The organism is Bacillus mycoides (assembly GCF_000832605.1).
Taxonomy (GTDB): domain Bacteria; phylum Bacillota; class Bacilli; order Bacillales; family Bacillaceae_G; genus Bacillus_A; species Bacillus_A mycoides.
This window is the reverse complement of the sequence record NZ_CP009692.1, coordinates 4843127-4865338: the sequence shown is the minus strand read 5'-3', so window position 1 is coordinate 4865338 and position 22212 is coordinate 4843127. Positions and strand designations below refer to the sequence as shown.

Annotated in this window: 11 protein-coding genes and 3 pseudogenes; 8 read left to right on the top strand and 6 right to left on the bottom strand. The window is 35.8% G+C overall.

Annotated elements, in window-relative coordinates; translation table 11 throughout:
- Positions 1-41: 41 nt before the first annotated feature.
- From BG05_RS32295 to BG05_RS26730, 3 genes and pseudogenes are all read left to right on the top strand, one after another.
- A pseudogene (locus BG05_RS32295) lies at positions 42-4113 on the top strand (SpaA isopeptide-forming pilin-related protein).
- Between the two features lie 141 nt (positions 4114-4254).
- Positions 4255-5745 carry a coproporphyrinogen III oxidase gene (locus BG05_RS26735; protein ID WP_002010930.1) on the top strand — a complete coding sequence of 497 codons (1491 nt, stop codon included), beginning with the start codon at positions 4255-4257 and terminating at the stop codon, positions 5743-5745.
- 271 nt (positions 5746-6016) lie between these two features.
- On the top strand, positions 6017-7573 hold the full coding sequence (locus tag BG05_RS26730; RefSeq protein ID WP_033733810.1) for a fatty acid--CoA ligase: 1557 nt from the start codon (positions 6017-6019) through the stop codon (positions 7571-7573).
- A gap of 38 nt (positions 7574-7611) precedes the next feature.
- Here BG05_RS26730 and BG05_RS26725 read toward each other — a convergent pair whose 3' ends face one another.
- On the bottom strand, positions 7612-8082 hold the full coding sequence (locus tag BG05_RS26725; RefSeq protein WP_002010927.1) for a hypothetical protein: 471 nt from the start codon (positions 8080-8082) through the stop codon (positions 7612-7614).
- A gap of 233 nt (positions 8083-8315) precedes the next feature.
- Here BG05_RS26725 and BG05_RS26720 point away from each other — a divergent pair, with 233 nt between their 5' ends.
- On the top strand, positions 8316-9794 hold the full coding sequence (locus BG05_RS26720) for a SulP family inorganic anion transporter (RefSeq protein ID WP_002186630.1): 1479 nt from the start codon (positions 8316-8318) through the stop codon (positions 9792-9794).
- A gap of 88 nt (positions 9795-9882) precedes the next feature.
- On the opposite strand, the pseudogene BG05_RS31790 reads toward BG05_RS26720, so the two are convergent.
- Positions 9883-10110: pseudogene (locus BG05_RS31790) on the bottom strand (hypothetical protein); the annotation flags it as partial.
- A gap of 274 nt (positions 10111-10384) precedes the next feature.
- On the opposite strand from BG05_RS31790, the gene BG05_RS26710 reads away from it, so the two are divergent.
- Positions 10385-11905 carry a putative polysaccharide biosynthesis protein gene (locus BG05_RS26710; protein WP_003187585.1) on the top strand — a complete coding sequence of 507 codons (1521 nt, stop codon included), beginning with the start codon at positions 10385-10387 and terminating at the stop codon, positions 11903-11905.
- 165 nt (positions 11906-12070) lie between these two features.
- Positions 12071-13174 (top strand): polysaccharide pyruvyl transferase CsaB, encoded by a 1104-nt coding sequence (gene csaB, locus BG05_RS26705; RefSeq protein WP_003187587.1) that lies wholly within the window; start codon positions 12071-12073, stop codon positions 13172-13174.
- Between the two features lie 260 nt (positions 13175-13434).
- On the opposite strand, the pseudogene BG05_RS30360 reads toward csaB, so the two are convergent.
- From BG05_RS30360 to BG05_RS26685, 3 genes and pseudogenes are all read right to left on the bottom strand, one after another.
- Positions 13435-14766, bottom strand: a pseudogene (locus tag BG05_RS30360) (IS3 family transposase).
- A gap of 138 nt (positions 14767-14904) precedes the next feature.
- Positions 14905-16095, bottom strand: coding sequence for a secondary cell wall polysaccharide O-acetyltransferase PatB1 (patB1, locus tag BG05_RS26690; RefSeq protein ID WP_003187588.1), 1191 nt, complete (start codon positions 16093-16095; stop codon positions 14905-14907).
- 179 nt (positions 16096-16274) lie between these two features.
- Positions 16275-17690 carry an MBOAT family O-acyltransferase gene (locus BG05_RS26685; RefSeq protein WP_003187591.1) on the bottom strand — a complete coding sequence of 472 codons (1416 nt, stop codon included), beginning with the start codon at positions 17688-17690 and terminating at the stop codon, positions 16275-16277.
- A gap of 227 nt (positions 17691-17917) precedes the next feature.
- Here BG05_RS26685 and BG05_RS26680 point away from each other — a divergent pair, with 227 nt between their 5' ends.
- The gene (locus BG05_RS26680) at positions 17918-19375 is read left to right on the top strand and encodes an MBOAT family O-acyltransferase (protein ID WP_002188488.1); all 1458 of its coding nucleotides are present in this window, start codon (positions 17918-17920) and stop codon (positions 19373-19375) included.
- Between the two features lie 9 nt (positions 19376-19384).
- Positions 19385-20416, top strand: coding sequence for a hypothetical protein (locus BG05_RS26675; RefSeq protein ID WP_002125557.1), 1032 nt, complete (start codon positions 19385-19387; stop codon positions 20414-20416).
- Positions 20417-20579: 163 nt separating this feature from the next.
- Here the strand turns inward: BG05_RS26675 and BG05_RS26670 are convergent, their stop codons facing one another.
- Entirely contained in the window at positions 20580-21974 is a 1395-nt protein-coding gene (locus BG05_RS26670; protein WP_033733813.1) for an O-antigen ligase family protein, read from the bottom strand.
- Positions 21975-22212: the final 238 nt, after the last annotated feature.

Below are 22212 nucleotides of genomic sequence, written 5' to 3'. Positions count from 1 at the left end.
TGTTATAAGTTTTTGAAATTTGAAAAGGGGGAATGAATTTCTTGAGGAAATCATTAAGTCAAAAAGTAAAAAAGATATGCAGTAGTTTTATAATTATATTGTTAGTATGTATGAATTTTTTAATCCATTTACCGTATAAAGCGGAGGCAGCTACAACAGAATTAAAAGGTTTAGGCGATACATCTTATTATAACGCAATCATTTTTGGTGATCATAGTGCAACGAGTGCGGATATTGAGGGTGCGATGGCTGTTCAAAAGAACATGAACGCATCAAGTTATACAGTCGTAGCGGCTGCAACTGGAGCAAACAACTTAGCTGGAGCAACATGGAAAGATGAAGGATATCCATCATTATTACTAGGTGGTCAATTTACGAAAGCGGGAGCAGGACAAGTAATCATTCAAGATGGAACAGTGGCGATGACAAAAGATGGTGACCCAGAAGGTGCAATGAAGTCATCTTATGACCGTATCTCTTATAAAGAGCAAGCAGAGATTGATGCCAAGTTCAAAGAATTTAGAAAAGACGTTGATGGTGTAATTGGAAATGCGAGTCAATTACATACTGATAAACCAAAACCTAATATGAGTTTTGGCATCGGAGAGGATGTAAACAATCCTAATATTTATGTTTCTTCAGGCTTAACAGGAAAGAAAACATTTGATGTAAAAGATGTTTATCTTCCGAATGTAAATAACAAAGACTTTATTGTTATTTATTCAGACGCAGAAGAAGTGAATTTTGGTAGCGGTGCAATTTTGTACGATACGAAAAATACTGGGATGGCAACAGACTTAATTAATACATCACAAGCATATGATCCTAATTCACCTTTTACTGAGTTAGCTAGTAAAGTAATTTGGGCGTTTCCGAATGCTACAAAAATATCAACAAAAGGATATGGCGTAGTAGGAAGTGTATTTGCTCCAAATGCTGTTGTAGAGACAAAGGGTGGTTCTATTAATGGACAAGCCTATGTTGGGGGATTACACCAAAGAGATGGGTTTGAGGTTCACAATTTTAAATTTAACTGGCCGAAATGGAAAAATCCATCAGTTGAAAAAGGAAATTTACAAATTAAAAAAGTTGATGCAAACGATGAAAACATTGTTTTAAAAGATGCAAAATTTGATGTTATAGACAAAGACAATAATGTTGTAGCTACTGTTACAACGAATGAAAAGGGTATTGCTGAAGTCAAGGATTTACCACTTGGTGACTATTTTGTAAAAGAAATAAGTGCACCAGAAGGATATATAAAAGTTGATACACCAGTAAAAGTAACAATTAATGGTACAAACGTAATTGAAATTGTTATGAAGAATACGAAAAAAGTAGAGAATGGTCAATTTAAATTGTTGAAAAAAGATAGTGAATCTGGTCAACTGCTACCAGGTGCAAAATTTGATGTTATAGATAAAGATGGAAATGTTGTTGAAACAATTATTACAGATGGTAAAGGTGCAGCTTTATCAAAACAACTTCCAGTTGGAACATATACATTAAAAGAAGTTGAAGCGCCAAAAGGTTATGAACTATCATCTAGCTCAGTTCGTGTTGATGTAGCTGCTAATAAAACAGTGACTGTAGATGTGTTGAATAAAAAAATCGCTGAAAAAGCTACAGGCCAATTTGAAATCGTAAAAGTAGATGCGAATGATAAAACGAAGCTATTATCGGACGCAGAGTTTGAAGTGTATAAAGATGGTGAAAAAATAGATACATTACGAACAGATAAAACAGGTAAAGTAATCTCTAAGAAATTAGAACCAGGAAAATACACGTTAAAAGAAACGAAAGCACCAAAAGGATATAAATTACTAAAAGAAGAAATTTAAGTCGTTGTGGAAGCAAACAAAGTAGTACAAGTACAAGTAGAAAATGCGAAAGAACTAGGAAGCTTACAAGTAATCAAAAAGGATGCAGAGAGTGGAAAAGTTCTAGAAGGCGCAGAATTCAGACTGAAAAAACGAAAATGGTCAAGTAGTTGGAGAAGCGAAAACAACAAATAAAGATGGTGTTGTGACATTCGAAAACTTAGTGCCAGGTAAGTATACGCTAGAAGAAACGAAAGCGCCAGAAGGCTACAAAGCGGTAGAATTAAAAGTGGAAGTAAATGTTGTAGCAAATGAAGTAGTAAAACAGGAAGTAATGAACGAAAAAGTTCTGGGTCAATTTGAAATCGTAAAAGTAGATGCGAATGATAAAACGAAGCTATTATCAGATGCAGAATTTACTGTGTATAAAGATGGTAAAAAGGTAGCAGAGTTGAAAACTGATGAGAGTGGAAAAGCGATGTTACCGAAATTACCATTAGGTGAATACACAGTGAAAGAAACGAAAGCACCAGCAGGTTACAAGATTTCAAATAAAGAATGGAAAGTAACAATTCAAAATGAGAAAGAAGTAGTAAAAGTAGAGGCAGAAAATGAAAAACTCTTGGGCTCTCTACAAATTATTAAAACAGATGATAAAGATCAAGCGGAACGTTTAGCAGGCGCAGTATTTACATTGAAAGATGCTAAAGGAAATGTTGTAAAAGAAAAAATTACAACAGATAAGTCTGGAACGGTTAAAGTAGAAGGACTAGTACCGGGTGAGTATACGTTAGAAGAAACAAAAGCACCAGAAGGTTATGAGTTAACAAAACAAGTAATTCATGTAACAGTCGACGGTGAAAAAGTTGTTGATGTAAAAGTAACGAATAGTAAGAGCCTTGGTCAATTTGAAATCGTAAAAGTAGATGCAAACGATAAAACGAAGCTTTTATCAGACGCAGAATTTGAAGTGTATAAAGATGGTAAGAAAGTAGAGATGTTACAAACAGATAAAACAGGTAAAGTCATCTCTGGAAAATTAGAACCAGGAAAATACACGTTAAAAGAAACGAAAGCACCAAAAGGATATAAATTACTAAAAGAAGAAATTGAAGTCGTTGTGGAAGCAAACAAAGTAGTACAAGTACAAGTAGAAAATGCGAAAGAACTAGGAAGCTTACAAGTAATCAAAAAGGATGCAGAGAGTGGAAAAGTTCTAGAAGGCGCAGAATTCAGACTGAAAAACGAAACTGGTCAAGTAGTTGGAGAAGCGAAAACAACGAATAAAGATGGTGTTGTGACATTCGAAAACTTAGTGCCAGGTAAGTATACGTTAGAAGAAACGAAAGCGCCAGAAGGCTACAAAGCGGTAGAAGTTACAGTAAAAGTAAATGTTGTAGCAAATGAAGTAGCAAAACAAGAAGTATTGAATGAAAAAGTGAAAGAAAAAATCACAGGTCAAGTAGAAATTACAAAGATAGATGCTAATGATACAGATAAAAAATTAGAAGGTGCAGTGTTTGAAATTCTGAAAGACGGAATAAAAATAGACACATTAACATCAGATAAAAATGGTAAAGCAACTTCGAAGAAACTGGAACCAGGAGATTACGTTTTAAAAGAAGTCCAGGCTCCAGAAGGATATAATTTATCTGATAAGGGAATTGAATTTACGATTTCTAATGAGAAAGTAGAAGTTATAAAGCTTCAAATTACCAATGAAAAAGAAACAGGAAAAGGTCCAGAGAAACCAGGTGGAGAGACAGAAACACCAGGTGGAGAGACAGAAACACCAGGTGGAGAGACAGAAACACCAGGTGGAGAGACAGAAACACCAGGTGGAGAGACAGAAACACCAGGTGGAGAGACAGAAACACCAGGTGGAGAGACAGAAACACCAGGTGGAGAGACAGAAACACCAGGTGGAGAGACAGAAACACCAGGTGGAGAGACAGAAACACCAGGTGGAGAGACAGAAAAGCCAGGTGGAGAGACAGAAACACCAGGTGGAGGGACAGAAAAACCAGGTGGAGAGATAGAAACACCAGGTGGAGAGACAGAAACACCAGGTGGAGAGACAGAAACACCAGGTGAAGGAATAGAAAAGCCAGGTGAAGGAACAGAAAGCCCAGGCGAAGAAGTAGAAAAGCCTAACTTACCAGAAAAAGAACAAGGCGGTTCTAATAATCAAAAACTTCCAGCTACAGGGCATAATACGGATTACCTTCCATTTATAGGTGTAATTCTGGTGTTAATAGGAATACGTTTAAGATTTATGATTAAAAATAGCTAATAGGTTTATAAAAGGCATAAGAGAAATGTTATCTCTTATGCCTTTAAGTTTTTAATAGAAGAAATAAGGTAAAACCTTCTGTATTGACCTTCAAACGCCCTTCAAGTAAACTAAAGAGAGTTTGCAAATGAAAAGGTGATAATGTTGTTAATTTCAATTAAAACGTTACAAGATGATCGTTTTTTACGTCCGCTACAAAATATTGGCGGTTTATTTTTTGAAGAGAGCACGATAGGGTTTGAGAAAGAAGAAGCAAATCTTATCGTTGATATACAGATAGAAGGTAATGTGACAGCATCGGCTCGTTTAACAGATGTTGCAACCGGAAATGTATATGAAGAAACATTCGCAAAAGATTTATCTGCTTTCACAGAAGAAAAAGAACGTATGAAGCAAGTGAAACATGTTGTTTCTTACGTATATCTTTCTGTGCTTCAACAGCTAACTGGACTTGAACAGAGCTGGGGAATATTAACTGGGGTACGCCCAACGAAACTTCTTCACAAACTGCTTCAAAATGGTATGTCAAAAGAAGAAGCGCATAAAGAACTTCGTGAAAGTTATTTAATTCATGAAGAGAAAATTGAACTTCTTCAGCGTATTGTTGATTGCCAATTAGCGGTTGTTCCGGATTTATACCGTTTGAAAGAAGAAGTAAGTATTTACATCGGTATTCCGTTTTGTCCTACAAAATGTGCGTACTGTACGTTCCCAGCTTATGCAATTAACGGACGCCAAGGATCAGTTGATTCGTTCTTAGGCGGGTTACATTATGAAGTTCGTGAAATTGGTAAGTTTTTAAAAGAAAAAGGTGTTACAGTTACGACGATTTATTACGGCGGCGGTACACCGACGAGTATTACAGCAGAAGAGATGGATATGTTGTATGAAGAAATGTACCAAGCTTTCCCTGATGTGAAAGATGTACGTGAAGTAACAGTTGAGGCAGGTCGCCCAGATACGATCACACCAGCAAAGCTAGAAGTGTTAAATAAATGGAATATTGACCGTATTAGTATTAATCCGCAGTCATACCACCAAGAAACACTAAAAGCAATTGGACGTCATCACACTGTAGAAGAAACGATTGAGAAGTATCATTTAGCACGTGAAATGGGAATGAACAATATTAATATGGATTTAATTATTGGTCTTCCTGGTGAAGGATTAGACATCTTCAAGCACACGTTAGATGAAACAGAAAAGTTAATGCCAGAATCGTTAACAGTTCATACGTTATCATTTAAACGTGCTTCTGAAATGACGCAAAACAAACGTAAATATAAAGTAGCAGGTCGCGAAGAAATTACTGCGATGATGCATGAGGCGGAAGAGTGGACGAAGAATCATAATTACGTGCCATACTATTTATATCGTCAAAAAAATATTTTAGGTAACTTAGAAAACGTTGGGTATGCAATACCGACGCAAGAAAGTATCTACAATATTGTTATTATGGAAGAAGTACAATCGATTATCGGACTTGGTTGCGGGGCATCAAGTAAATTTGTTCACCCACAAACAGGAGCAATTACACACTTTGCGAATCCGAAAGATCCAAAATCATATAACGATGGCTTCGTGAAATATACAGAAGATAAACTGAAAATTTTAGAAGAGCTATTCGTGTAAGAAGAAGGGGGTTGTTCCGATTTGGAACAGCCTCTTTTTATAGTGTCAGTTTTTGTCGGTAAGTCGATATATTCGAAAAATAGCTGATATAAATTGAGTTGCGTTCGATATATTCAAAAAATAGCCGATATAATTTCATTTATCATCAAACGGTCCATATGTAAAACTATGTCGATAATAATCAGAAAAATTAGTCAGATTATTAGAGGACAATGTCTACTTATAGACGAAATGATAGATTTATGAAAGAGAAAAGGGGGAAATTGTTGGCATGTACATGACGATAGGGAGAATTTTTGATTTGACAGTTGGCAAGTATCCGAATAAAGAGGCGTTAGTAGAACCAGAAAAAAATATTCGTTGGACATATAAACAGTGGGATGAGCAAATAAATAAAACGGCGCAAGCTCTATTGAAAGAAGGAGTAAGAAAGGGAGATTGTGTATCTGTTTACCTATATAACTGTCGTGAATTTGTAAACGTTTACTTAGCCTGTGCGAAAATTGGCGCGATCTTCAATCCAATTAATTTCCGCTTAAAAGCAAAAGAATTATCGTATATCCTCCAAGATGCAGCCTCGAAAGTAGTTGTCTTTGAAAAAGCAGTCGAATCAACAGTTGCTATGATTGAACGAGATTTTCCAAATTCGTCTTTTTGGTACGTGGAAGACGATGCACCTTCCTATGCTAGTTCTTACCATGAAAAAGTAAATGAAGCATCAGCTGAGAAAGTAGATATTGTAGTCGATGAAATGGATTTTTGTTCTATGCTTTATACGAGCGGAACGACTGGTCATCCGAAAGGCGTACTACATCGCCATCGTGATATGGCTGAGCATAGTATGATTTGTACGTATTTCATAAAATATAACAGGGATAGCGCCGGGCTTGTGGTAGCACCTTTATATCATTGCGGCGAGTTAAATGCTGGAATCATACCGCGCATTCAAGTTGGCGGAAAGAATGTTATTTTACATCATTTTGATACGGATAGAGTATTACATACAATTCAAGAAGAGGAGATTACGACGTTTTTTGCAGCACCAACGATGTGGAATATGTTACTGCAAAAAGATCTAACTAAGTATGATTTAACTTCGATGAAAATCGGTGTATATGGCGGGGCTGCGATGGCTCCGGCGTTAGTGAAGGAATGTAAAGAGCGTCTTTATATTGATCTTGTCCAAATTTACGGAATGACAGAAATGGGACCAGTTGTTGCGTTTCTCGTAGAAGAGGATCAAATTACGAAAGCTGGTTCAGCAGGAACACCGTGCTTTAGCCATGAAATTCGAATTGTGAAACCGAACGAAGATGGACCAGCAGAGCCAGATGATACGTTGCCTCCTTATGAAGTAGGGGAAATTATTTTGCGCGGTCCAACTATGATGGCTGGTTATCATAATCGAGAAGAAGCAAATGCAAAATCGATGTATAAAGGCTGGTATCATTCTGGTGATTTAGGATACTTCGATAAAGACGGCTATTTATTCGTTGCAGACCGCGTTGATGATATGGTAATTAGCGGTGGCGTAAATATTTATCCTCGCGAAATTGAAGATTTTCTTCATAGTCACCCTGGTGTATTAGATGTTGCAGTACTTGGTGAGCCAGATGAACTATGGGGAGAGCGTGTTGTTGCGGTCGTTGTAAAGAAAGATAAAAATATTTCAGAAGCTGATTTAGAAATGTATTGCAAAGAAAGTGATGAATTAGCCGACTATAAACGTCCGCGTCATTACTTATTTGCAGATGAACTTCCTCGTAATGCGAGTGGGAAGTTGCAAAAATTTGTGCTGAGAGAGTCGTTAAAAGGTATGAAAAAATAATGAAAAAATGCCTTTCCAAATTCGGAAAGGCATTTTTATTACTTGCGTGAGAAACCTTCTTCATCAAGGTATTCCGCAGCTTCTGGATAAGAGTTGAATGTACCGTCTAAGTTTACGCCAGCGTAAACGTTCCACATGTCATCCTCTTGAATAAGAGTTAGGATATGACCGTCTTCGTTACGCCATTCTTCTTCCGCAGCAGGTTCCATTGGTGCTACAATTTCCTCTTGCTCCTGTGATAGACGTTCAATTACTTTTTCAATTAATGAACGCAGTTCTTCTTCTGAAAACTCGCGGATGTTAATCATGCCTTTATCATCTGTTCTATAACCTTTAATGAAGTTTGCATATACAAATCCGTTTCCATTTGGGTGTAAATGATATACAACGTTCTTTTTATCTAAACGACTTTCTTCAAAGTGAAAGTTTACGCGTTTTAATGATACGTTCTTTCTTTCTAATTCCGGGAAAGATTCAATAATTGATAATTTTTCTTCAAAAGTTAGCATAGTGCCTCCAAGTATATAGTAAAAGATTTAATTTGTTCATTATAGCATAGTCAAGTTTGTTTCCAAAGGTAGATTCGTCATATTGCTGTTTTTTAGTTTGACTTGGGAAGGCTATTTGTAAATGTAGACGTTTACTTCACGAGACTGTAAAGAGTTTTTTATAAATACGCTAACGAATGATTTGTTTTAGATGTACAATGGAACATGGACTTTATAAGAAGGTGGTTATTTATATGTTTCAAAAAATAGCAAAGGAATGTTTAGCAGGGTTTACTGTTGCGATTGTTGCCTTGCCGCTAGCGATTGCATTTGGTATTGCTGCAACGGGAACGTCTGAGGGAGCACTGGTCGGATTGTATGGTGCAATTTTTGCAGGTTTGTTTGCGGCGTTATTTGGCGGTACACCGGGGCAAGTAACGGGTCCTACTGGGCCGATTACAGTAATTGCAACGGGCGTTATTGCAACTCACGGATTAGAAGCAAGTTTTATTGCATTTATGATGGCGGGGTTATTTCAAATTTTATTTGGTGTATGTAAGCTCGGCTCTTACGTTCGTTACATTCCGTATCCTGTTGTTTCAGGGTTTATGAATGGGATTGCACTGATTATTATTTTAGGTGAAATGAAGCACGTACAAAATAGCTTTCTGCTTGTGTTATTAACGATCATTGTAATGATTGTTTCTGGAAAATGGATTAAGGCCATTCCATCAAGTTTAGTAGCATTAGTAGGTGTTACAGTAACGTTGCCGTTATTTTCTTCTATGCTACAAGGAATTACGGTCAACTTACCAGTTGTAGGAACTCTTTCTTTAAATAAGATGATTGAAAAAATAGGTGCAATTCCAGAGGCGATGCCATCTCTTCACGTACCGAATTTAGACGCAAATGGCATGTTAGCACTTGTATTACCAGCACTTAGTATTGCTTTACTAGGATCAATTGACTCGTTATTAACGTCTGTCGTAATGGATAATGTGACGGGGACACGTCATAAAAGTAATAAAGAGTTAATCGGACAAGGTATTGGCAATATTGCGAGTGGTTTGTTCGGTGGATTAGCAGGAGCAGGTGCAACTGTTAGATCTATCGTCAATATAAGAAGCGGGGGGAAGACGGCACTGTCGGCTTGTATGCATAGTGTCATATTATTTATTTTCATTATGGGACTCGGTTCAGTGGTACAATATATTCCGCTTGCTGTATTATCAGGTATTTTAATTTTAACTGGCATAGGGATGTTTGATTGGGAAAGCATGAAGAAAGCACATGTAGCACCAAGAGGTGATGTGATTGTTATGTTCGTGACGATGGTTGTGACAGTGAAATTCGATTTAATGGTTGCTGTTGCGTTTGGCATTATTCTTTCCTTCATTATATACATGGTGAAGTGTAAAGAACGTAAAGCTTCTATTATAAAAGAAAAAGAAGCGACGTATACGATTCAGGGACCACTTTCATTTCTATCAGTAGATCGTATTTTTGCTTCTTTACAAGATGTGAAGTCACCAGTTAGTTTGCGTATGAAAGATGTACGTTATATGGATGTATCAGGAGCTATGGCGTTATTAAACTTTGTTGAGCAATCGGATAAAGCAGGAGTGCGTGTGACACTTGAACATGTACATCCGCATGTTGAAAAGACGATAGTAATGATGGCGAATGATGAGCAAAAAGAGAAACTGCAGTTTTTGAAAGCTGAGACAATATAGGAATAGGAACCTTCACATGAACTGTATTGTAGAGTGTGAGGGCTCTTTTTATTTGGATATGTGTTGTTTATGTGAGAAACTCTTATATCTGGATGTTGTAAATCCGTTGAGCATCAATTACATCGTCTAACTTCAAATTATATTCACGCGTTGAGAAATGGCTACCTTCACAAATTAATTGTGTACGGTTAACGAAATCATAAACTTAAGATGGTTGAATAAGCCCTATTTCGTCTGATTTTTCGACTTTCTCAACTTCTTCGTATGCAAAGCGCTTTAGTATCTCGTTTTCTAAAGAAAGGGAAATTCGAGAATTTTTTACTAAATTTATCATGTTGTAAACCCTCCTCTTACTGACAAGAGCTACATTATATTACAGGTTTATCTTGAATAAGTAAAAGTAGTAAATTAAAGGGAAAACAGGATGGAAATAATCTTATTTTGTACATATTATATTTGGAACGAGAGTATTCAATATATAAGAAATTTGGTATGATAACTAAATGAAATAGAGTGAAGTTTCTCTAGATTAAGCAAGAATACTGACTTGATATTTATTTAGATCATATTTGAAAGAAAAGAGATAGAAGATGAATAAAAAGTTTGTAAAAGGCGCTGCAATTTTAACCATTACAACGTTCCTATCGAAAGTGGTGGGGAGTTTTTTTCAAATTCCATTGCAAAATATAGCGGGAGATGAAGTGCTTGGGATTTTTCGTCTCGTTTTTCCTGTATATATGATAGCCTTAACTTTATCAGTAGCGGGGGTTCCGCTAGCAATATCCCAGTTAATAGCTGATCTTCATGAAAAGAATGATCGTGACGGAATAGCTAAATTGTTTACGTCAGCATCTATTATCGGTGTTATATTTGGGGTGCTCGGATTTTTAATTATTATCATTGGATCGAGTAGCATTGCAAATATGCTTGGTGGGCAAGAGACGAGGCTAGCATTAATTGTTACTTCGTTTGCTTTATTAATTGCACCATATATGGCAGTGTACCGTGGATATTTCCAAGGGTTTGGAGATATGATACCTACTGGTGTATCGCAAGTAATTGAACAGTTGATTCGCGTATTCTTTATGCTAACAATTGCTTATATATTTGTATATTGGAATAAAGGTAGTGATATCATAACAGGCGGAGCGATGATCGGTTCTTGTTTTGGTGTTATTACGTCACTCATATATTTGCGAATGAAATATGTAAAAAGCACGTATCGCTATAAGAGCGAAACATATTCATTACAAGATTTTAAGACAAACGCAAAAAACATACTCCGCGTTTCAATTCCAATTGCAATTGGAGCGTTATCGATGCCTGTTTTAAATTTAGTTGATTCTGTAACAATTCCACATGTATTACATGAATCTTCTACAACGATTCAGGAACAATTTGGTATATATAGCCGTGGTTTTGCATTTACGCAATTAATTGTTGTATTTGCAAGTGCGATAGTATTTCCGCTAATTCCATTATTAACAGCTGCTTTAACAAAAAAAGATATAGCTTTAGCTAAACTGACGGTAAAACGTACAAATGAATTTGCGCACGTTTTAACAATGCCGATAACGATATGGCTTATGGCGCTTGCAGTACCGCTTAATGTTGCATTATTTACAGATACAAAAGGAAGTGGCATGTTAGCTATTTTAATTGGTAGCTCGTATTTCACATCACTTATGGTATTATCAATAGGAATCTTGCAAGGGATTAATCGTTCGATGCGAGCAGCATGGATTGTCATCGGTGCAAGTTTCGTGAAAATTATATTAAATATAGCGCTAGTAAACCAATTCGGTATAAATGGAGCAGCGTATAGTACTCTAATTATTTATATAATGATTTGTATCGCAAATCATATTTATATTAGAAAAGATCTTTCCTATTCAATAGCTATAGGGAAATTTTTGGCTGTGATTGGAGTATCTAGTATTTTAGGTATAGTATTATACTTTGTGTCCACATTAATCAATGTGACAGATTCCAGGATTTTAGCAATGATATATAGTGTTGTAGCGCTAAGTATAGCTTCAGTGTTATATGGCATATGTGCACTTAAACTAAACTGGATATCGAAAGAACAAATTCCATTTTTACGTAAATAAAATCGTTTATTATAGAAAATGAACAATATTATAAATAGGTATGACTTGTTAGATGTTTGAGAAAGAAATCAATTTGAAGTTATCAAGCCTTTCTCGGAAAGGAATGGATAACAATTTGTTTAATTACAAAAAGAGTTGATTGCGAAATGTTGGAGGAGATTAAGAGTGCGGTTAGTTTTATCAGGATATTATGGTTTTTATAATGTTGGGGACGAAGCAATTTTGCAATCAATTATTAAAGCGCTACATGAAGAGGATCCTACTCTTGAGCTTGTTGTACTTTCAAATGACCCCAACTATACAAGGAAAATGTACGGTGTAGAAGCAGTAAACCGCTGGGATATAAGAGCGATTTACCGAGAAATAAAGAGAAGTAATGGTTTAATTAGCGGAGGCGGAAGTCTCTTACAAGATAAGACGAGTATTAAGAGTATTCTATATTATACAGGTATTATGCGGCTTGCTCGTTTTTTGAAAAAGCCGTATTATATTTACGCCCAAGGAATCGGACCTATTACGAAGAAGCAAAATCGTTTATTAGTGAAATGGCATGTATCAAAGGCTGAATATATATCAGTACGTGATGAAGACTCTTTTTTGTACTTAAAAGAAATTGGTATTAAGAAAGACATCGAACTTGTTCCAGATCCAGTATTAGCTTGTCAGCCAGAAGAAAAGAAATCCGATTGGCTTCAAAAACATGCGCTGCAAGGAAAGGTCGTTGCGGTTAGTGTAAGGTACTGGGATGCAAAAGAAGATTATATGAAGAAGTTAGCAGATACGCTTAAAAAGCTTAAGCAAGAGGGATACCATATTTTATTTGTACCGATGCATGGACCATTTGATCAAAATGCATCAAGGGATATCATTAATTTGATGGGAGAAGAAGCGCACATGCTCCCTTATAAAATGGATATTCATGAGAAAATCTCTATTTTATCAGAATGCTCTCTTTTAATAGGAATGAGACTGCATGCTCTTATATTATCGGCAGTTGCAAACACGCCTATGGTTGGAATTTCATATGATCCAAAGATCGATTCGTTTTTACAACAAGTAAATCAGCCGATTATTGGGAATGTGGATGGAGAATGGACGCCAGAAACATTACATAGTATGGCGATTAAACAATTAGAGCAGAAAGAATATGTACAGGAAACGTTAGGACAAAGGGTGGAGGAATTGCGAGAGCAAATTTCCATAGCGTCCAAATATATTATTAATGACTTACATGCAAAAGAGTCTATAAAAAGAGGAATGGAATCTTAGGATTAGAGGCCATTCCTCTTTTTATTTAGTGCGTTGTCATTAAATAAAAGAGATAGAGGGAAATTTCCTATCTCTTTCTCCTTTTTGTATTTGAAGGTAGTGATTAAAAAAGAGAAGGGACAAGTGAAATAATAACAATGTCGTAATCTATAATGGTTTAAGTTGTTACTGCCGGAAAATAGCGGAAATAATATAAAGAAGCCTCTTGTAATGAACTGTACCCTATAAAATGGACAGTTTAATAAAAAAGCCCTGAAAAATCAAGCACTTAAAAGGTGGTTCCGATATTCGATCGGAGCCATCTTTTTTAATGTCCACTGATAACGATTATAATTATACTCCTCCATATAATCCTTTATGTTGAGCTCAAGGGATTCAAAGGTTTGACAATCTTTATAATCTAATTCATCTTTCATATGACCAAAAAAGGATTCCATTGGTGCATTGTCTAAACAATTGCCCCTACGGGACATAGATTGTCTGATCCCCATTTCTCTTACACGTTTCTGAAATTCAGGGTGTGTATAATGAATACCTTGGTCTGAATGTAGAAGCGCTTCAGGATGAATGACTTCTCCTAATCTCTCTTTCAAGTTATCTAATGTTTGATAGACGATATCCATTCGTAAAGAGGAAGAGACATGATAGGCTAAAATCTCTCGTGTTGCGCTGTCTTTTACACATGATAAATAAGCCTTCTTTCCTTTTCCATAAAATAAATAGGTAATATCCGTTAACATACTTTTTTCAGGCTCTTCTTGATTGAATTGGCGTTTTAAAAGGTTCGGACATGTTTTATGTTCTTGTGTCGCTTTTGCGATGTGTTTATAAGGATTCGCTCGGCGAATCTTTGTCACAAGGTTATATTTACGCATAATACGGTAAATACGCTTGAGATTCATACAAATTCCTTTTGTCTTTTCCAACACCATTTTGATAGAACGACCACCACATGTTTTCCCTTTTCGATTAAAAATTTCTTGGATCCATTCATAATCTGTTTCATCATTGCGTTCTTTTTCCAGCTGTTTATCTGTCTGATGAAGCCACGCATAGTATCCACTCCGACTTACCCCAGTCAGTGTGCAAAGGTAACGCACCATACGTGGGAATTGGAATCGACGTATGGTTTGTTCAATCAGTGTGTATGTTTCTCGTGGTGTTAACGCTTCTTCTGTAACGCCTGCCTTTCGAGTTCGTCTAACTTTTTTAGGAATGTCAATTCCGCTTCTAAAAACGCAATACGTGCTTCCGCTTTCTTTAATTTTTCATCAGAAGAGAGGGGTTTTTCCGAAGGGCGTCCCGTGCTTCCTTTCCCGCGGCGTTCTGTATAAAAGTCCTTCCTCACCAAATTGTTCAAAGGTTCTTCGCCAACGTTTCAAGCATTGTTTTGGTTTCTTCTCACCGATCACAGCTAAGTCAAACCCATTCTCTAAAAAGATTTGGCTAGGACCTTTTCCTTGTTGATTTTCTTTTACCGCTCTTACTTTGAAATCTGAACAATAGCTAATCGAACGGTCCGACGCTTTTAATACATTTTTATTTTTTTCTAGCTGTTTCATTTGAATTTCGTTAAAAATAATTTTACCCATTCTCCGTACCTCATTTCTATCGTTGGTTCCATTATAACGAGGTTTTTTGATAAAAATACACAAAAACCCCGAATCATGGGGCTTTTTTTAAGTGTCCATGATTCGGGGTACAGTTCATAAATTTACAAGAGGCTTCTTTTATTGTTTAAACTTAAACATATCACCACTCAAATTTGAATCACTATACACAAACAATACCATGTTAATGTTGTTGTCTTTAATGTATTGATATACATCCTTTTCGTGATAGTGACGAAGGTCGAGGATGGATGTGTGTTTGAAGCTTTGTGCTAAGTGAGGCACGATTGCGTTTGCGAATGAGTCTTTTAGGACTAAAGCTCGTACATCATTTGGTGCATTGTTATTTTCGATGACGATTTCTGGATAGTCATTTGCATAATAGCCTGCGTACGATGTTGTATCATTTTGTTTTTCTACGCCGTATAGTTCATCTAATGTGCGATATACTGTGCCATTTACATCTTTTGCGGCTACGCTAGTAAAGTTGAAACCGTCTTTCGGTGTGTAGTAGCATAGTTTTTCTCCAGTCGCATCGATCAGTTGGTAAAGCTGGTTGTTAAAGCTTCCGACTAGATGTGTATTTGGAGCACACGTACGAGTGTAATCTTCTGTTTTTATTTCTTTTCCTTTATATATAGAAGATTGTTGCGCGATTGTGTTCATTATATATTGATAGCCTAAGAAGGCACCATCCATATTCCAGTGATGGTCTGTTTTAAAGTACATACTTTGTATTTCTTCATTTGTATAGTTTTTCTTAAAATGTTCCATGAGTTTAATTGGCTTTACGTCCGCTGGAAGTTTATTTAGAAAATAATTTAAATTTACCTGCGCATATGTGTGAATATGAGAAGGTAATTTAAATGATAATGCATTCGTTTTGGACGGTGGTAAGGCAAAGTAAAACTCAATGTTTTGTTCTTTTAAAAACTGAGATAAGTCGTTTACAGCTGGCATAGCTTGGTCAATCTCATTATATTTTGTAGTCCAAGCAGGGTTTTTCAGAAGCCATTTATCATCAGTTAGAATAATATCGTTAATGAGAGACTTGCCCATTTTAATTTGGGTAAGTGTATAGTTTTTTATGAGATCATCTCTTCCGATTAATTGATCGTTTGTATATGTCTCAAAGTCTTTAAAGAAACTACCATTTAAGGCAACTTCTTTTGTAAGAGCTGGTTTTTGAGCGAGCGGACGATTTTCAACGGGCGAAACTGCTCGGTCAGTTTTGAGAAGCGATAATATGCCAAATGAAAAGATAATGGTGAGAAAACCGATAAATAGGACGATGTTCCCCAATTTTTTCATAATAACTTTTCCTTCCTACATAAAGTGAAACTTTAATCAGTGGGGGTTTTGTTCATCCCCCACTGATTATCAGCCTTAACCAATCGGGCTTTTCCGGGCAGCCCGACCCCAACCTAACTTCTTTGCTTTCGCTGAATTTTGAGGTGGGGGTCTTACTGCCCGGAAAATAGCGGGATAAGTTAAAACCTGAAGTAAATAAATGGATTATACGTCGAATTAATTAAATACATAATCGAAATCATAAATAATGTTAGTAATAATATAGGACGTACAACTTGCATCGTGAATGTATACGTTTTTGGTGCAAGTTCTAATATGTTTTTAACACGTTTCAAAATTGGTGTCGCTGCGATAAAGGCGATGATAAATATGACAATGTATTCATGTATATATAGCATTGTGTTGTCATCGATGAAAGATTGCCTCCCTATGCCAAACATCGCTTTTAAATATTGGAACGAGTATGCGAAGTTATCAGCTCGGAAGAAGACCCAACCAATCATAACGATGATTAGTACATATGCATGTTGCAGCGGCTTCCATAGCTTATTTAATATTTTCTCGAATCCAGCTTTTTCAATCGAGATAATAAAGCCGTAATATAATCCCCAGGCGATAAAGGTCCAGCTTGCCCCGTGCCATAAACCGGTTAATCCCCATACGATGAAGAGGTTACGGTAATTTGCTAGTTTGGATACACGGTTTCCGCCGAGCGGAATGTATATATAGTCGCGGAACCAAGAGCCTAGTGTAATATGCCATCTTCTCCAAAATTCTGAAATGGATTTCGAGATGTACGGATAATTGAAGTTTTTCGGGAAATCAAATCCGAACATTTTTCCAAGTCCAATTGCCATATCAGAGTATCCTGAGAAATCGAAATAGATTTGAAGTGTATAGGCGATAATACCAATCCAAGCCGTTCCAGCGCTCACTTCAGATGGTGGTAAGGCAAAGATTTTATCTGCGACAAATCCAACTTGATTGGCGATTAACATTTTTTTCGCTAATCCTAAAACGAAAATTTGGATACCTTCTGTAAATCGTTCAAAAGAATGGATGCGCGTTTTAATTTGATCAGCAACGATATTGTAACGAACGATTGGTCCGGCAATAAGCTGCGGGAAAATTGATATATATAGTGCTAAGTTAAGTGGATTCTTTTGAACATCCCCGTCTTTACGATATATGTCGATGACATAGGACATCGCTTGGAATGTATAAAATGAAATCCCAATTGGTAGTGGAATAGGTTCCACCTGGATAGATAAATGTAAAGCGTTGTTTAAAATGTCTGTGAAAAATGAAATATATTTAAAATAAGAAAGTAATAAAATATTTCCGACCACAGCCATAATTAAAAATGTGACTTTCATATTTTTTCGTTTATCATAATGATGCACGAGTAGGCCGAAGCAGTAGTTTAATATAATAGAAAAGAGCATTAAGAGGACGAATCGAGGTTCTCCCCATGCATAGAAAATTAAACTAAATGCAAGTAATACGAAATTACGTAGCTCGGCACGCACTATAAAATAGAAAAATAATACGAGAGGTAAAAAGATAAATAAGAAAACAGAACTACTAAATACCAAAGGACTCTCCTCACTTTTTTCAAAAATACATTTCGTGCAAAAAACCGACATTTCTATTATATATTCTTTTAAATAAAAGTGCCTTTAATATTTTATCATGTTAATAATTCGATTAAAATGATTATTATATATAATAGAAGAAAAGGGGAGCGGAATCCTTTTGACACTCACTATTTGGATAAGATAAGATGAATAAGGTGTGATTTGTTTGGAAGGGAAGAGATGGTGTGTTATTTAACTCATTTGAGTTTATTTTTTTATTTTTACCGATAGCATTTCTTTTATATTTTCTATTAAATAAATTTGGACATGCTACATTAGCGAAGGCTTGGCTTGTTGCGGCCTCTTTATTTTTCTATAGTTATTGGAATGTGAAATATTTACCGCTTATGTTAGTGTCACTCATTGTGAACTACTTTATCGGAATGAGGCTCGTAAAACATAAGAGTAAACTTCTTTTAACGGTAGGGTTAATATTTAATATAGGAATGCTTAGTTATTTCAAGTATTATGATTTCTTCTTACAAAATGTGAATTCATTATTTGGAACTCAGTTTACATTATTATCTTTAACGTTACCACTTGCGATTAGTTTCTATACGTTTCAAAAGATTGCATTTTTAGTAGATACGTATCGTGGTGAAACGAAGGCATGTCATTTTCTTGATTACGCATTGTTTGTAACGTTTTTTCCGCAGCTTATTGCAGGGCCGATTGTGCATCATGCGCAAATTATGCCGCAGTTTGCTGACGATAGTAAAAAGCGCTGGCAATCGAAGTATATCGTTCTTGGTATATTTGTATTTGCAGTTGGTATTTTCAAAAAGGTAGGTATTGCAGATGTATTATCTCCCCTTGTACATGAAGGGTTTGATGTGCAGCAATCATTAACATTTGTCGAAGCATGGCTTTCATCGTTAGCGTTTACGTTCCAATTGTATTTTGATTTTAGTGGATATAGTGATATGGCAATTGGAATCGCTTTAATGTTTAATATTAAATTACCTCAAAACTTTAATTCACCGTATAAAGCAGTGAATATACAAGATTTTTGGCATCGTTGGCATATGACGCTTAGCCAGTTTTTAACGAAGTACGTATACATTTCTCTAGGAGGAAATCGAAAAGGAATTACGCGTACATATGTAAATATTATGATTGTATTTTTAATAAGTGGACTTTGGCACGGAGCTGGTTGGACATTTGTTTTTTGGGGATTCTTGCACGGTTTGGCTTCTGTTATTCATCGCCTATGGAGTAAAGCAGGAGGGCGCATGCCAGCCTTTGCTGGTTGGTTCGTTACGTTTTTCTTCATTAATATAACGTGGGTATTCTTTAGGGCAACATCTATGCATGATGCGGTGAAAGTGTTAAAAGGAATGTTCGGACTAAATGGAATCGAATTAGCAAATAGCGTATTCCCAGCATTTATAATAGAGAAGCTGCAATTTTTAAAAGAGTACGGTGTTTCATTTAGTGAAGGGTACCATGTCTCTTTATTAGATCCAAAAATGGTAGCGTATATTTTCGGAGCGTTATGTATTAGTTTCTTCTTAAAAAATTCAATTCAGTTAAAAGATTCATTCCGTCCGAATGTATGGACTGCTTTATTTACTGCAGTATTGCTCGTATATAGCGTGTTACACTTAACGAGTATTAGTGAGTTTTTATACTTTAATTTCTAGGTGGAGAATATGAAAAACAAACATTGGCTTATTTTCGTTTTTGTATGTGTTTTTGTTCCTCTGGCAGGTGTCGGGATATTTAATAGCTATATAGATTCACTTTGGTTATTCCCGCATAAAAATAAGTGGAATGATGTTCAGTACGGGTTTAACGAGAGACAACAGAAAACAAATTATATAACGTACCGTCCGTTTACATATGATGGAGTTATACTTGGAAGTAGTAGAACGACTTTTATTAACGAGAATGACTTCACCGGGTTAAACGCATTTAATTATGCGGTAAGCAGTACAGATCCGCGTGAGTATGATGCATATATTGAATATGCAAAAGAACAAAAAGGTAGTGGACTCGAGTCTATTGTACTTGGTTTAGATTTCCTTGGAACGAACAAAAATAGGGAAATTGGTTTTGATAAACCAGAAGCGTATATTAATCAGGCGCAAAGTTTATTGTATCCGATTAAATCGTATGTAAGTATGGACGGGATTACTTATTCAAAGAATACAATTGCAAATTCCACCCATCATAGTACGAATCTTGACCGTTACAATCGAGAGAATATAAAATCGATGCGCGATTATACGAAAGAAGAACGTGATGCGCAAATAGCGGCGCAAGTAGATAAGTTTAGTAAAGAGATTTATGGCGGGAATTATGAGTATCAAAATATGAAAGAAATATTAGGAACAGTAAAGGCTCATAATCCGAACACGAAGTTTTATATTTTTACAACGCCTGTTTCAGAGCCTCTGTTCCGTACGATGATTCAATCAGGGCGATGGGAAGATTATAAAAAATGGCTTCATGACGCTGTAGATGTATTTGGAGAAGTGCACCATTTCATGTATCTTAATTCCGTTACAACGAATTTAGATAACTATATGGATGGGCATCATTTCAGACCGGAAGTTGGAAAGTTGATTGCGCATAAAGTTGTAAATGAGGAAGATAGCAACGTCCCGAAAGACTTCGGTATTGTTATTACGAAGGATAATATTGATGAGGTGTTGGAGGAGATTCGGGCGTCTTTTCAATAGGGAAATTTTGAAAAGCTAGATCATAATGTGATCTAGTCTTTTTTTGTAGATTGCTGCTTTATCAAACTTTGTCGGTAAATCGATATCTTCTGTAGAATCATTAATATAATTTCATGTATTACTTTCAAAAGAAGAAGCAGCATCCATTTGGATGCTGCTTTTTTTATTCCGCCTCTAAATCAACAATTAAGTAAGCGAGTATAACAACGAAGAAAATACTAACGGACGGCGCTGTTAATACGTGGCCGGACATAAAGCCGATTCCAAGTGATAGTACAACGGTGCTAGCTAGTAGCATATATTTCACAGTTAATATTTTCTTAAAGTTTGTTATGATGCTGAGTAATAATTTAATACCGAAGTAAAGGAGTGGTATGAAGTAAATAAGGAAACCGACGATTCCGAATGCGAAGAATAGATCGTGGAAGTCCATTTCGATTAATTTAATTTTAACCGTATAGTTACCAGCATAGCCCATTCCGAATAATTTTTGTGATAGTGGTGCGTCTTTATAGTATTGTTTGTATACTTTTAAAAACTTATCGCGATCACTGTAAATTAAACTTTTGACCTCAGAGTCTGTTAGTTCACCTTTTGCATGTTTTTTCTCTGCGTCAGGATCTTCTTTAATTATTTTTCCTTCTTTTCTATCCTTTTCTTCTTGTACTGATTTTTTGTATTCGTATATTTGCATGTGGATGCCCATATTTTTTGCGATAGGAGTATGCGGTGTAAGGGCAATTAAACCTCCTAGTATAATAGCGGCAACAACTGTATTTACGAGATATGTGAATCCTTTTCCTTCTTTTTTGCGATGAACCATATATTCAATGAATAAGAATAAAAGTGCCACGCCAAGCGTTAGAAAAATTGCACCATATCCTACTTTTGTTCCGACCATAATACTTGCATACATCGCAAGTATTGTTGGAATCCAGTAATAGATTTTCGAGAAAGAAGTTGTTTTATGAATCGAATAGAGCACTACGATTGGGAACATAATTGCAAAAATAGAACTTAAATCATTTCCAGCAAAGAACCAACCTCTTGAACCGATCTTTGAGTGAGGGTAGCTTGGGAAATCTGTACTAGTTTGCATTGCAACAATCAGTGTGATGCTTAAAATTAAAGTTGCATATAAGAAATATGTAATGATTTTATGAAATGCATATTCTTTATTTTTTAACTCTTTAAAGACGATAATATATCCAAACAGTAGTACAATTGGATATATGCTCTTTAAAATGAATTTCACTTCTTCGCCAAATGAAACTGGGGATTTAATCATCATATTATTTACAAGACCAATTGCTAGTACGATACCGAGTAGGCATAAATAGAGAATGTACTTTTTCGCTCCATGTTGATTTCTATGAAGAAGTAGATAACCTAATGCAAGAAGCATAAAGGCGAAACGGACTACGATTCCAACTGTTGCGCTCATGTGTAATACATAGATTGAAAAAGACGTTAATAAATCTAAAATTGGTTGAAACACAATGAATAGCAATAGGAAATGCGGGAAGTAGTTATCCGTTTGTTTCAACTTATTAACCATATATTCCTCCATTTCTTCATTCCTTTAGTTCAATACCCAAGAGATGGGGATAAAAGCCTTATTAATATAGTAAGGTGAATGAATTTCAATATTTGTTTTTTTGCATCAAACTTAAGAATACACCATTTCATTGTAATGGTAAATAGATGAAAAGCATTGATAAACCGACTTTAATTTCTATATTTTTTAACGAAATTGTATGTTTTATACGGAGATATATACAAATTATGAGGTTATT